The sequence below is a fragment of the Geodermatophilus poikilotrophus genome (assembly GCF_900111455.1).
GTDB classification, from domain to species: Bacteria; Actinomycetota; Actinomycetes; order Mycobacteriales; family Geodermatophilaceae; genus Geodermatophilus; species Geodermatophilus poikilotrophus.
In genome coordinates this window covers 1-12,585 of the sequence record NZ_FOIE01000001.1, presented here as the reverse complement: position 1 = coordinate 12,585, position 12,585 = coordinate 1, and the positions used below count along the sequence as shown (strand labels likewise).

The window sequence follows — 12,585 nt, the reverse complement described above, 5'->3', positions numbered from 1 at the left end:
GCACTCTCCCACGCAGACCTGGAGCCACCGCCTACCGACGCGCATCGACGACATACCAGTCACGCAGAGTGTCCGACACCACGGAGACCACGACACGCCGGGCACACCTGCCGCACGGGCCCTGCCGGAGCCCCCCGCCGGGCTGTCTAGCGTTGGCGGGGTGACTCCAGGGGCGCACGCAGTCGGCCGCACGGACGAGGACGACGACGTGCGGCCGGAGACGCCCGAGGCGGTCGGCCACGACCTGCCCGCGCCGGCGACGCCCGACGACGAGGCACCGCCGCTCCCCGGGACCACCACGCCGGCCGCTCCCCCGGCCCCTGCCGAGCCCGAGCAGGCGGCCCGGGGACGGCGCGGGCGGCGCGCGCTGCGCGGCCCCGGCCTGCGCGAGCGGCGCCGCCAGCAGACCCGCGGCACGATCATCGAGGCCGCCGCCGAACTGTTCGCCGAGCGCGGGTTCGACGCGGTGAGCGTCGTGGAGATCGCGCAACGCGCCGGCGTGGTCGAGAAGACGGTGTTCAACCACTTCCCGGTCAAGGAGGGGCTGGTCTTCGAGGCCGACCCGCCGATGCGCGCAGCGCTGCTCGAGGCGGTGCGCCGCCGTCCCGCGGGCGAGTCGGTGAGCGCGGCGGCCGGCACCTTCGTCGTCCGGGCGATGAGCGGGCTCGGCGCCCCCGAGGCCGCAGCCGGTGTGGCGGAGATGGCCCAGGTGATCCGCGGCAGCCGCACGCTGCAGGTGCGCGAGCGGGAGATCCTCGGCGAGCTGACCACCGCGCTGGCGGAGCTCATCGCCGAGGAGACGCAGGCCGAGGCGGGTGAGCTCGCGCCGTGGCTGGCCGCCCACGCGGTGCTCAGCCTCTACGCCGCACTGCTCGAACTGGCCCGTGACCGGGTGCTCGCCGGCGTCTCGGGCCCGGCGCTGTCCGCGGAGCTGCGCGCCCGCGGCGAGCGGGGTCTCGCGCTGCTGCAGTTCGGACTCGCCGGCTACGCCAAGCGGCGGTGACGACCACACCGTCGGCCTACCGGCCGGCGCCGCGGCCAGGTGCCGTCCACCGGCTGAGCTGAGCCCACCCCGGCCCTCCTCGCGAGGCGACCCACCCCGGGACCGCTGGAGGCGCCGGGGTCAGGCGGACAGCTGCAGGGCGCGCAGCAGCTGCCCGGCGCGGTCGCCGGGGATGTCCGGGTCCTGCGTGAAGAGCGCGACGGCGACCATGTACTCGTCCTCCCCCGCCCAGCCGCGGCCCTCGGCGACCAGCCGGCGGACGTGGTCGCGCACCTTGGGCTCGCTGCTGTACTCGCCGTAGTCCAGGCCCATGGCGAGGAAGTTCACGACGCGGTACCCGAGGTCCTCCGCCGTCCGGACCGTCGTCTCCGGGTCGGCGTAGCTCGGCACCGCGGTGACGACGTTGCGGTAGCCGGCCTTGAGCAGCTGCAGCACCAGGTCGTTGCCGTACACCCCGCCCCAGAGCTCGGGCATGAGGATGTCGCGGTCCGGCGCCGGGATGTAGGGCGGGTTGGCGATCACCGTGGACGCCGACGGCCCGGCCGCGGAGTCGGCGCGGTCGAAGAAGTCGCCGAACTCGACGGTGTAGCGGTCGGCGACACCGCGGGCGGCGATGTTCTCCCGGGCCCGCTCGACCGACGGGGCGCTGATGTCGAAGCTGCGCACCCGCAGCTCCGGCAGGCCGGCCACCACGTCGGCGATGGCGGTGGCATCGCCCGTGCCGAGCTCGACGACGCCCTCGCGCGCCCAGCCCAGCTGATCGCGGTAGTGCTGCAGCAGCATGCAGACGCTGAACCCGTAGTGCGCCGACTCGTCGGCGGAGGAGAAGCAGCTCACCGGGCGGCACCGGTCAGCGCGGGGTGGGCGAGGGGCCGTGCGGCTGCGGCGGTGCGACGTCGGTGGGGCACGATCCGGCCCTACCCCACTCGTTCCGCCGTCACTCCTGGCTGCCCGACCGCGCCCGCTACGCCGCCGCGCGTGCGGTCGCCGCCACGGCGAGCAGCTCCCGGGCGTGGGCCTGGCCGGTGTCGCTGTCGGTCAGCCCGGAGAGCATCCGGGCCAGCTCGCGCACCCGGTCCTCGCCGTCGACGGCCCGGATGTCGGTGGCGGTCACGCCCGCTCCGGTGTCCGGGGACTTGTCGACCACCAGGTGGGTGTCGGCGAACGCCGCGACCTGCGCCAGGTGGGTGACGACGACGACCTGGTGCCGGCGCGCCAGCCGGGCCAGCCGCCGGCCGATCTCCCCGGCGGCCTGCCCGCCGACCCCGGCGTCGACCTCGTCGAAGACCATGACCGGCACGGGGTCGGCACCGGCGAAGACCACCTCGATGGCCAGCATCACCCGGGACAGCTCGCCACCGGAGGCACCCTTGTGGACCGGGCGCGGCGGGGCGCCGGGGTGGGCCGCCATCAGCAGCGCCACCTCGTCGATGCCCTCCGGTCCCGGGGCGTCCGGGTCGCTCTCGATCGAGAAGGAGACCCGCGCGCTCTTCATCGCCAGCCCGGCGAGCTCCCGGCCCACCTCGGCGGCGAAGCCCTCGGCGGCCGCCCGCCGCCCGGCCGACACCTGCGCGCCCAGGTCGTCGACCTCGGTCCGGGCCGCGTCGCGGGCGGCCTCGAGCGCCTCGAGGGCCTCGTCCGAGACGTCGAGCTCGTCCAGGCGGCGGCGCGCGTCCTCGGCCCAGGCCAGGACGCCGTCCACGCCGTCGCCGACGTCGGCGTACTTGCGCACCAGGGCGGTGATCGCCGCGCGGCGGTCCATCACCTCGGCCAGCCGGGCGGGGTCGGCGTCCAGGTCGGCGACGTAGGTGGCCAGCTGCCCGGCGACGTCGGAGACGACCGCGACCGCGTCGTTGAGGTCCTGGGCGAGCATCACCAGGGTGGGGTCGTCGGAGGCGGCCAGCGCCCGCTCCGCGATCGCCAGCGCCGCGCTGGCGTCCTGCGGCAGGTCGTCGCCGAGGTCGCCGGTGACGTCGCCGACCAGCGCGGTGCGGGCCTCGTCGGCGGCTGCGCGGAGCGCGTCGGCGTCGCTGAGCCGCCGCGCCTGCGCGTCCAGCTCGGCGTCCTCTCCCGGCTGCGGGCCCGCCGCCTCGATCTCCTCCAGCCCGTGGCGGAGGACGTCGGCGGCCTGGGCCAGCTCCCGCGCCTGACCGCGGCGGCGCTCGAGGTCGCCGGCCAGCTGCCGCCAGCGGGTGTACGCCTCGCGGTAGCGGTCCAGCAGCTCCAGGTGCGCGGTGCCGGCGTAGCGGTCCAGGGCCCGACGCTGCTCGGCCGGACGGGACAGCCGCAGCTGGTCGCTCTGCCCGTGCACCGCCAGCAGGCCCTCGGCCAGCTCGGCGACGACGCCGACCGGCACGCTGCGCCCGCCGAGGTGGGCCCGCGAGCGGCCCTCGGCGCTGACCGTGCGCGCCAGGATCAGCGTGCCGTCGTCGTCGGGGTCGGCGCCGGCGTCGGCCGCGCGCTCCCACACCGGGGAGTCGGCGGGCAGCGCCAGCCGGCCCTCGACACCGGCCCGCCCGTTGGCGCGCACCCGGCCGGGGTCGGCCCGCCCGCCGAAGAGCAGCGTCAGGCCGGTGACGACCATCGTCTTGCCCGCGCCGGTCTCCCCGGTCACCACGGTCAGGCCGTCGCCGAGTTCGAGGGTGACGTCGTCGATGGCGCCGAGCCCGCGGATGCGCAGCTCGGTCAGCCGGCCCAGCGACGTCCCGCCGTCCGGTGGCGCGGCGACCGTCTCGACCGGCTCCGCCGTGCGGGCCGGCCGTCGGGTCTCACGCGTCGTCGTCCGTGTCGCCACCGTGGCCCCCCTCCCCTCCGTCCCCGCGGACGTAACCGCGGGTCAGCACGTTGCGGTCCGGAGACATCTCGTGGCCCGGGTCGTGCCGGCGCGCGTCGCGGAACCCGCGCACCGGCAGCCCGAACTTGGCCACCAGCCGGTCGCCGAACGTGGTCGTGTGCACGCGCGCGATGCGCACCGGCCGCGCGGCCCGGCGGACGTCGACCCGTCCGCCCTCGGGCACCTCCAGCGCGCGCCGCCCGTCGGCGGACACGCGGGCGCGGTTGCCGTCGGCCGGGATGGCGACGGTGAGCACCGAGTCCGGCGAGGTGACCAGCGGGCGGGAGAACAGCGCGTGCGCGTTCGACGGGACGACGAGCATCGCCTCGACGTCGGGCCACACGACCGGCCCGCCGGCGGAGAACGCGTAGGCCGTGGACCCGGTGGGTGTGGCGAACAGGACGCCGTCGCAGCCGAAGCTGGTGAGCGGACGACCGTCGATGGCCACGACCAGGTCGAGCACCCGCGAGCGCTCGGACTTCTCCACCGAGGCCTCGTTCAGCGCCCAGGTGCCGCCGACGACGGCACCGGTGGCGTCGAGGACGTCGACCTCGATCGCCAGCCGCTTCTCCACCGAGTACTCGCACCGCTCGATGGCGGTGAGCGTCTCCTCGACCGCCTCGGGCTCGGTCTCGGCGAGGAAGCCGACCCGGCCGAGGTTGACGCCCATCAGCGCGGCGTTGCTGTAGCGGGCGAGCTCGGCGGCGCGCAGGAAGGTGCCGTCACCGCCGAACACCATGACGATCTCCGCGCCGCGGGCGGCCTCGGCGTCCGGGGGCACGACCTGCGCGCCCTCGATGCCGAGCGCGTCCGCCTCGTCCTCGAGCAGCCGCACGGTGATGCCGGCCTTGGCCAGCCGGGCGGCGGAGCTGCGGGCGAGCTCCACGATGTCGTGGCGGCCGGTGTGCACGGTGAGCAGCACGTGCCGGTTTCCGCTGGGGGCCCAGGCGGTGGGGCTGACCTCTGTCACGCTTCCTCCTCGCTGGCGCTCGTCACTCGCGTGCCAGGCAGTGCTGTGTCCCTGGGCGACCTCGTACGCTCGGTCACTGGTCCTCCTCGGGAGCGGCCGCCGGCGGGGTGCCGGCGCGGCCGCGGTGCTGGGCGGCCGACGGGTCCTGGGTACCCAGGCGACGGCTCACGACGGTCCTCCTTCGACGGCGCGGCGCACGTCCTCCTCGCGCGGCGGCCCGGCGTCGCGGCGCAGCCAGAGGAAGAACTCGACGTTGCCGGCTGGTCCGGGCAGCGGGCTGGCGACCACGCCCGCCGTTCCCCAGCCGATCCCGGCGGCGGCCCGCGCCACCTGCAGGACGGCGTCCTGCCGGTGCGCCGGGTCCCGCACGACGCCACCGGCGCCGAGCCGCTCACGGCCGACCTCGAACTGGGGTTTCACCATGGGCAGCAGGTCGGCCTCGCCGGTGGCGCAGGAGGTGAGGGCGGGCAGCACCAGCCGCAGGGAGATGAACGACAGGTCGGCGACGACCAGGTCCACCGGCCCGTCGACCTGGTCGGCCGTCAGCGTGCGGACGTTGGTGCGCTCGAGGACCCGCACCCGCTCGTCGGTCCGCAGCGACCAGGCCAGCTCGCCGTAGCCGACGTCGACGGCCACCACCTCGCGGGCCCCGCGGCGCAGCAGCACCTCGGTGAAGCCGCCGGTCGACGCGCCGGCGTCCAGCGCCCGCCGGCCCTCGACGGGGACCGGGAAGGCCTCCAGCGCGCCGAGCAGCTTGTGCGCGCCGCGGGAGACCCAGCTGGGCTCGTCGGGGTCGGTGCGCACGACGACGGGGGTGTTGGCGTCCACGCCGGTGGCGGGCTTGGTCGCGGCCCGTCCGGAGACGGCGACCCGTCCGTCGGCGATGAGCGCGACGGCGTGCTCCCGGGAGCGGGCCAGTCCGCGACGCACGAGCTCCGCGTCGAGCCGGCTGCGGCGGACCATCAGAGCTGGTCGATCGTGCCGAGCTCGCGCTGCAGCCGGGCGTGCTCGGCCTCGAAGACCGCGACGTGCTCGGCCACCGGTCGCCGGTCGAGGTCGGCGAACGGCGTGCCGTCGTCCGTGTCCGCGCCGGTCGGCGGGACCTCGTCCGGCGTGGCCGGGACCGGTACCGGGGCCGCGCCGCCCCACGGCCCGGGCCGGGGCGGCCCCGGTACCGGTCGCGGTCGGTTCGGCTCGGTCATCGCTGGCCTCTCGGGTGGACGGGCACGGCGCGGGAGGACGCCGGCAGGAGCTCGGGACCGGCGGCCCGGGCGCTGCCGGTGCTGCTCCCCCGGCCCGCGAGGGTACCGGCCGGGGCCGACGCACACGGGTCGCCGGCGGGCGCTAGCGTTCGGCCGCCCGGTCCCCGAATGCGATGGAGGCGTGCCCGCGTGGCGACGATGGAGCAGTGCATGACCGCCCTGGAGGGCATCCTCGGCGACCTCGCGGCCAAGCCTGCGGCGCAGGGCCTGGACCGGAGCCTGTCCTGCCGGCTGACCGACCTCGGGCAGCTCGTCCGCGGCCGGCTGGCCCGGGGATCGGTGCGCGAGCTGCGGGCCGAGCCCGACGGGCAGTCGCCGGAGAAGGCCGACATCCGTTTCACCATGTCCAGCGACGACCTCGTGGCGCTGACCGAGGGCCGGCTCAGCTTCGGTCCGGCCTGGGCGTCGGGGCGGGTGAAGCTGGAGGCCGGCCTGCGCGACATGCTCCGGCTGCGCACGCTGCTCTGAGGGAGGACCCTCCTGCGCCCTCCGAGGGGAGGACCCCGTCCTCCCCTCGGAGGACCCCTCGCCCCCGCCATGGGCGGACCCCGTCCGCCCCACCTCTCGCGAACTCGGGGCGGGGCCCTGGACGGGGCCGGCGACGGGACCCTGCCCGGAGGCCATCAGAGCTCGGGGCGGTGCCCGGGACGGGGCCTGCGGTGGGCCGCCGCAGGAGGGCCGTGCCGACCCACCCGGCGGGTCACGACGGCAGCGCCCAGCGCCGCAGCTCGGCGGCGGCGGTCTCGTCGGCAGCGGTGACCCGCGCCGGTGCGGCCGTGTCCGGGTACCGGGCCCAGTGCGCGACGCACAGCGCGCGCAGTCCGTCGAGCCCGTCGGCGCCGGCGGCAGCACCGGCCGAGTGACGGCCCAGGCGGAGCGGACCGTCCCCGACGCCGGACCGGGCCGACCACGCCCCGCACCGCCACCCACCGTCCTCCGCGACGACCCCGGGGTGGGCGGTGAGCAGCCCGGCGGCATCCGGGGCGAGCAGGTCGGGCCGCTGGTCCGGACCGGCTGCCAGCAGGGTCGCCGGATCGGTCACGCCGGTGAGGACCAGCAGGGTCGCCGCGCCGGCGCGGCGACCACCCTCGACGTCGGTGTCGAGCCGGTCACCCACCACCAGGGGCCGCTGCGCTCCGGTGCGGCGGACGCACTCGGCGTGCATGGCCGGGTCGGGCTTGCCGGTCACCAGGGGGCGCCGGCCGGTGACGGTGCTGACCACGCCCACCAGCGCGCCGTTGCCGGGCAGCGGCCCCCGCGGGGAGGGGATGGTGGCGTCGGCGTTGGTGGCCACGTGCTCGGCGCCGTTGCGGACGGCCACCACGGCCTCGGCCAGCTCGGTCCACCCGACGTCGCGGCCGTAGCCCTGCACGACCGCGAGCGGCTGCTCCTCGGCGTGGGTGACCACGGTGAGCCCCGCGGCCCGGAGCGCGGCGGCCACGCCCGGGCCGCCGACCGGCAGGACGCGGGCGCCCGCACCGAGCCGCTGGGCGACGACCGTGGCCGCCGCCTGCGAGCTGGTGATCACCTCCAGGGCGCCCGCGGGGACCGCCAGGGCGGTGAGGTGCCCGGCGACCTCCTCCGGCGTCCGGGACGCGTTGTTGGTGACGAAGCCCAGCCGCATGCCCGCCGCCCGTGCGGCCGCCAGCGCCTCGGGCACGCCGGGCACCGCCTCGGGGCCGACGTAGACGACGCCGTCGAGGTCGAGCAGCGCGACGTCGTACTCCCGGCAGGGTGGCTCCGCTGCGCCGGCGGACAGCGGGACCGGCGCGCCGTTCACGAGGTCTCCCCGCCGCGGCGGGCGCGCACCCCGCGCAGCGCGCGCGAGTAGTGCCCCAGGTCCGGGCGCATCGCCACGGCGAGGGCCAGGTGCTCGGCGGCGAGGTCGAGGTCGCCCGCTCGGCTGGCTGCGAGGCCCAGGCCGAACTGGGCGTAGTCGTCGGCCGGGTTGCGGACGGTGAGCTCGCGGAACGTCCCGACGGCCTCGGCATAGCGGCCGGCGTCGTACTGGGCGCGGGCCAGCGCCTCCAGCAGGCTGCGCGACCCCGGCTCCGCCGCCGCGGCGCGGGCCAGGATCGTCGCCGCCGCTGCCGGGTCCCGGTTGGCCAGCAGCTGCAGCCCGCGCTGGTACCAGTCGTAGACGTCCCCGTCGGGCACCCCCGCGTCGGACACCGCTGCTCCCTCGATCCGGGTGCCTCCGGGCGGTGTCGTCGTCACCGGACCGCTACCGCAGCCCGCGACGCCCACCGTCCGGAGCGCACCGCTCCTACGATTCCCGTCGTGCGCTCGTCGTGGGACTCCCCGTACCCGGAAGCTGCGACGGGGCTCCAGGTCCGGCCCTTCCGCGCTCTCACGTACCGGCGACGAGACCCGGGCCACCTGGCCCGGGTGAGCTCGCCAGCCTACGACCTGGTGACCCCGGAGGGCCGGGACCGCCTGGCCGCCGCCGACCCGCACAACGTCGTGCGCCTCATCCTGCCCGGCGTCGCGTCCGGAGCGGACGGCCCGGGCGGCGACGGGCTGGGCCGCTCGGTCGCCGAGGCCGCCGTGACGCTGCGGAACTGGGAGCAGGCCGGAGTGCTCGAGCGCGACGCCGAGCCGGCACTGTGGGTCTACGCGTTGAGCCCGGCGGACGGCGCTCCGGACACCGTCGGCTGGCTGGCTGCGGTCGAGCTGCCGCCGGCCGGCTCGCGGGCCGTACTGCCCCACGAGGACACCTTCCCCGGTGCCGTGGAGGGTCGCCGGGCGCTGCTGGAGGCCACCGCGACCGACCTGGAGCCCATCGTGCTGGCGCACGACCCGCACCCGGGTCTCCCCGCGCTGACCGTCGCAGCGCAGGAGGGCCCGCCCACGCTCGAGGTGACCGACGCCGACGGTGTCCGGCACGCCCTGTGGCGGGTGTCCGACCCGGCGCTGACCGGCCTGGTCACCGCCGCGCTCGCCGACACCGGCGCGGTCATCGCCGACGGGCACCACCGCTTCGCGGCGGCGCGGGCCCACGGTGCCCAGGCCATCCTGGCGCTGGTCACCCCCATGGGACCGGGCGGGCTGCGGGTGCACCCGATCCACCGGGTGGTGCCCGATCTCTCCCTCGGCGAGGCGCTCGCCGCGGCGTCGGCGGGCTTCCGGGCGACCGAGCTGCGCGTGGGCGCCGGTGGCCCCGCCGAGGCGGTGGAGCGCTGGATCTCCGTTCCCGGCGAGGTGGGCCTGCTCGTCAGCGACGGATCGCGGGTGGTCCGGCTGGACTCCCCGTCGGCCGACGTGCTCGACGCCGTGCCCGCCGAGGCCCCGGAGGCGTGGCGCGGACTGGACGTGGTGCTCGTCCACCACGGTCTGGTGCACCGGCTGTGGGGGCGCGCCGATGACGACGGAGCCGTCCTCATCGCGCACGGCCTCGACGAGGCGCTGGCCGGCGCACGCAGCCGCCACGGCGTGGCGGTCCTGCTGCGAGCGCCCTCGCCGGCCGACGTCGCCGCCGTGGCCCGGGCCAATGCCCGCATGCCGCGGAAGTCGACGCTGTTCGTCCCGAAACCGCGAACCGGTCTGGTGCTGCGGCCCCACGGGGACTGACCGGCCGCTCACGCGGTGCGGACGTCGGCCCCCGCGGACCGCGGCACCTTGCGTCCGCGCCGGCAGTTCACCTCCGTCATCGACGTGGTGCCGGTCGCGGTCCGCCAGAACCGGCGCTGGAGGGCGCCCTCCACCTCGACGACGTCACCGGCCTGCCACGCCGCGACCCGCTTCTGCAGCGCGCGGTCGTACGTGATGCACGGCAGCGTGTCGGTCGACCGCCCCCGAGTCTGCGGTCCGGGCCGGCGGACCACCAGGCGGAAGCTGACCAGCGTGTCGCCGCTGGGCAGGGTCCGCACCTCGGCCGGGGCGGAGAGCTTCCCGCGGAGCACCACGTCGTTCCGGTCGATTACAGCCACGCTCATGACGGCAGCCTCGCCGTCCCGCGACGCCCGGAGGAGGGCCCGCCGAGGGTCTGTGGACCGCGGGCACCGGTGTGGACGACGCCGCTCCCGCTGTCGGCGGTCAGTGCTCGGCGGCGTCCTCCGCGGCAGCGTCGTCCTCGGGCCTGTCGGTCTCGCCCAGCAGCTCGGCGACCTCGGCCTCGACGTCCTCGTGGAAGTCGTAGGCGCCGGACCCGCCACCGTCGTCCGGGGCCGCGTCGTCGCCGGAGGCGTCCGCGTCCGCCGGCCCCTCGCCGGCCGGTGCCTCGGCAGGCTCGACCGCCGGGGCGGCGTCGACCTCCGGCAACTCCTCCTCGGAGAACTCGACGTCGGACTCCTCCGGGGTGTGCGCGGCCACCGCGGCGTGCCACTCGGCGGCCAGGGCGCTCTCACCGGCGGCCTCGAGGAGGTCGGCGTAGGCCGCCGAGACGCGCAGCACGGCGGGCTCCGCCCAGTCGACCGAGTCCGGGTGGGGGCGCCCGCCGAGGACGCCCTCCAGCACGAGACGGGCCGCCGGCAGCTCATCGAGGTCCTGGCGCGCACCGGCCTCGACCAGGCGCAGCTCGATGGTCTCCTCCGCGTCCGGGTGCTCGGCCAGCGCTTCGCGCACCAGCCGTAGCGCGACCTCGGGACGCCCCAGGGCCCGCTCGCAGTCGGCGAGAACCGCCCGGTACCCGGGGTCGCCGCTCATCCGGCGGTAGGCCCGCAGTTCTCGAGCGGCCTCGGCGTAGTCCCCGGCGTGGTAGGCGGCCACGCCGACGGCCTCGCGGACGACGGCGATGCGCGACGCCCGGTCGCGGGCCGCTCGCGCGTGGGCCAGCGCCTCCCCGGGCTGGTCGTCGACGAGCGTCCCGGCGACGACCAGGTGGCCCGCCACCCGCTGGGCGTTGCGCGGGTCGAGCCCGCGCAGCGCCGCACGCACCGACTGGTCCAGCTCGCGCGGGTCGGCCCACTCGGGGACCTCGGGGCCCGTGGGCGCAGGCGGGGTGCGTTCGCCGCTTCGGGGTGACCGCTGAGCACGCTCCGGACGACCACGGCGGTCGTCGTCGGGTCGGCGGTCCCGCCAGTCTCCCCGGTGCCCGCCCGGGCGACCCTCGCGGGACTGCCCCTCACCGCGTGACCCGCCGGGGCGTTGCGGACGCCCCTCCCGCCGGTCCGGGGCGACGTCGGGACGTCCGCCACGCGGACGGTCGCGCCACCCCGTCCGCTCGCCCTCGGGCCGCTGCCCTGCGGACCGGCGGTCCTGCCAGCTGCTGCCTGCCCGGCGCTCCGCCTGCGGCCGCTCCCCTGCGGACCGGCGGTCCTGCCAGCTGCTGCGTGCCGGGTGCTCCCCCTGCGGTCGTCGGTCGTCCCGGCCCTGCCGGTCGTCCCGCCCCCGGTCACCCGACGGGCGGCGGTCCCGCCACTCCGATCGGCCCGCCGCTGGGCGCTCGCCGTGCGGTCGTCGGTCGTCCCGGCCCTGCCGGTCGTCCCGGCCCTGCCGGTCGTCCCGCGCCCGGTCATCCGACGGGCGGCGGTCCCGCCACTCCGATCGGCCCGCCGCCGGGCGCTCCCCCTGCGGTCGCCGGTCCTGCCGGTCGTCCCTCCCCCGCTCATCCGACGGGCGGCGGTCCCGCCACTCCGATCGGCCCGCCGCTGGGCGCTCGCCGTGCGGTCGTCGGTCGTCCCGGCCCTCCTGCGGTCGCCGGTCCTGCCGGTCGTCCCTCCCCCGCTCATCCGACGGGCGGCGGTCCCGCCACTCCGATCGGCCCGCCGCCGGACGGTCACCTTGCGGTCGCCGGTCCTGCCACTGCCCGCGCGGCGCACTGGCGTTCGACCCGGCGTCGCGCTGCGGACGGCGGTCCCGCCAGTCCTGTCGCGAGCCACCGTCGTCCCGGCCACCCGTTCCACCCTGGGGACGACGCTGCGGCCGGTCACCTTCCGGACGACGCTCCTGCCAGCCACCTCCGCGGCAGTCCTCCGACCGCCCACCGGCCGGGCGGCGGCCCTGCCAGGAGCCCTGACCGCCGCGACCGGAGGACGCCCCACGGGCACCCGCGCCTCGTCCCTGCGGACGCCCCTGTCCGGAACCGCCGCGGCCTCCCCGGGGTCCCTGTCCGCCGGTACCGCCGGCGCCTCGTCGCGGTGAAGTCATGAGCGTCTGCGTACCTCGGGAGTCGGGGCAGCACGCACAGCGCTGCGAGAAGTGTCCGGAAACAGCAGAACGGGGATCAGAGCACGTGGCTCTGACCCCCGTTCTGGGATGGTTGTCCGGCGGTGTCCTACTCTCCCACCCCGTTCCCGGGGCAGTACCATCGGCGCTGAGAGGCTTAGCTTCCGGGTTCGGAATGGGACCGGGCGTTTCCCTCTCGCCATGACAGCCGTAACACTGTGAACCTGACCGACCGGATCCCGGTTGGTGCGTTCAGAACCGCACAGTGGACGCTGTTTGCTACGCATGATTCTTCGACCGTCACCCCGCACACCTGGTGTGGGGGTCGTTGTGGTCGTGTGGTCAAGCCCTCGGCCTGTTAGTACCGGTCAGCTCCACACCTCGCGGTGCTTCCACCTCCGGCCTATCAACC

Annotated in this window: 12 protein-coding genes and 1 rRNA gene; 3 read left to right on the top strand and 10 right to left on the bottom strand. The window is 76.9% G+C overall.

All coding sequences use genetic code 11. The features are described 5' to 3' along the window. Positions 1–160 precede the first annotated feature (160 nt). The gene (locus BMW27_RS00075; protein WP_091437320.1) at positions 161–1,003 is read left to right on the top strand and encodes a TetR/AcrR family transcriptional regulator; all 843 of its coding nucleotides are present in this window, start codon (positions 161–163) and stop codon (positions 1,001–1,003) included. A 120-nt stretch (positions 1,004–1,123) separates the two neighbouring features. Here the strand turns inward: BMW27_RS00075 and BMW27_RS00070 are convergent, their stop codons facing one another. The 5 genes from BMW27_RS00070 to BMW27_RS00050 form a co-directional block, all read right to left on the bottom strand. Then, positions 1,124–1,840, bottom strand: coding sequence for a class I SAM-dependent methyltransferase (locus BMW27_RS00070; protein ID WP_091437316.1), 717 nt, complete (start codon positions 1,838–1,840; stop codon positions 1,124–1,126). A 127-nt stretch (positions 1,841–1,967) separates the two neighbouring features. After that, complete coding sequence (gene recN, locus BMW27_RS00065) at positions 1,968–3,797, bottom strand: DNA repair protein RecN (RefSeq protein ID WP_217637992.1); 1,830 nt, start codon at positions 3,795–3,797, stop codon at positions 1,968–1,970. Further along, entirely contained in the window at positions 3,772–4,806 is a 1,035-nt protein-coding gene (locus BMW27_RS00060; protein ID WP_091437312.1) for an NAD kinase, read from the bottom strand. The genes recN and BMW27_RS00060 overlap by 26 nt, the downstream gene beginning before the upstream one ends. 165 nt (positions 4,807–4,971) lie before the next feature. Further along, positions 4,972–5,769 (bottom strand): TlyA family RNA methyltransferase, encoded by a 798-nt coding sequence (locus BMW27_RS00055; protein ID WP_091437310.1) that lies wholly within the window; start codon positions 5,767–5,769, stop codon positions 4,972–4,974. Next, a complete protein-coding gene (locus BMW27_RS00050; protein WP_091437309.1) occupies positions 5,769–6,008 on the bottom strand; it encodes a hypothetical protein in 240 nt (79 codons plus the stop codon). Before BMW27_RS00050 ends, BMW27_RS00055 begins: the two co-directional genes overlap by 1 nt. Positions 6,009–6,218: 210 nt before the next feature. On the opposite strand from BMW27_RS00050, the gene BMW27_RS00045 reads away from it, so the two are divergent. Further along, on the top strand, positions 6,219–6,536 hold the full coding sequence (locus BMW27_RS00045; RefSeq protein ID WP_245743229.1) for an SCP2 sterol-binding domain-containing protein: 318 nt from the start codon (positions 6,219–6,221) through the stop codon (positions 6,534–6,536). A gap of 232 nt (positions 6,537–6,768) precedes the next feature. Here BMW27_RS00045 and BMW27_RS00040 read toward each other — a convergent pair whose 3' ends face one another. Beyond that, entirely contained in the window at positions 6,769–7,848 is a 1,080-nt protein-coding gene (locus BMW27_RS00040) for an HAD-IIA family hydrolase (protein ID WP_091437303.1), read from the bottom strand. Beyond that, entirely contained in the window at positions 7,845–8,240 is a 396-nt protein-coding gene (locus BMW27_RS00035) for a tetratricopeptide repeat protein (RefSeq protein WP_012949056.1), read from the bottom strand. The genes BMW27_RS00040 and BMW27_RS00035 overlap by 4 nt, the downstream gene beginning before the upstream one ends. Before the next feature lie 216 nt (positions 8,241–8,456). Here BMW27_RS00035 and BMW27_RS00030 point away from each other — a divergent pair, with 216 nt between their 5' ends. Further along, on the top strand, positions 8,457–9,638 hold the full coding sequence (locus BMW27_RS00030; RefSeq protein WP_245743228.1) for a DUF1015 domain-containing protein: 1,182 nt from the start codon (positions 8,457–8,459) through the stop codon (positions 9,636–9,638). Positions 9,639–9,646: 8 nt separating this feature from the next. Here BMW27_RS00030 and BMW27_RS00025 read toward each other — a convergent pair whose 3' ends face one another. From BMW27_RS00025 to rrf, 3 genes are all read right to left on the bottom strand, one after another. Next, positions 9,647–10,003 carry a single-stranded DNA-binding protein gene (locus BMW27_RS00025; RefSeq protein WP_091437300.1) on the bottom strand — a complete coding sequence of 119 codons (357 nt, stop codon included), beginning with the start codon at positions 10,001–10,003 and terminating at the stop codon, positions 9,647–9,649. Positions 10,004–10,103: 100 nt separating this feature from the next. Next, complete coding sequence (locus BMW27_RS00020) at positions 10,104–10,943, bottom strand: tetratricopeptide repeat protein (RefSeq protein WP_091437298.1); 840 nt, start codon at positions 10,941–10,943, stop codon at positions 10,104–10,106. 1,326 nt (positions 10,944–12,269) lie between these two features. After that, a 5S ribosomal RNA gene (gene rrf / locus BMW27_RS00010) occupies positions 12,270–12,386 on the bottom strand. Between the last annotated feature and the right edge of the window lie 199 nt (positions 12,387–12,585).

Coding starts and splice junctions, on each gene's coding strand:
- BMW27_RS00050 (WP_091437309.1), bottom strand. CDS start 6,008: ATGACCGAGCCGAACCGACCGCGACCGGTACCGGGGCCGCCCCGGCCC.
- BMW27_RS00045 (WP_245743229.1), top strand. CDS start 6,219: ATGACCGCCCTGGAGGGCATCCTCGGCGACCTCGCGGCCAAGCCTGCG.
- BMW27_RS00055 (WP_091437310.1), bottom strand. CDS start 5,769: ATGGTCCGCCGCAGCCGGCTCGACGCGGAGCTCGTGCGTCGCGGACTG.
- BMW27_RS00025 (WP_091437300.1), bottom strand. CDS start 10,003: ATGAGCGTGGCTGTAATCGACCGGAACGACGTGGTGCTCCGCGGGAAG.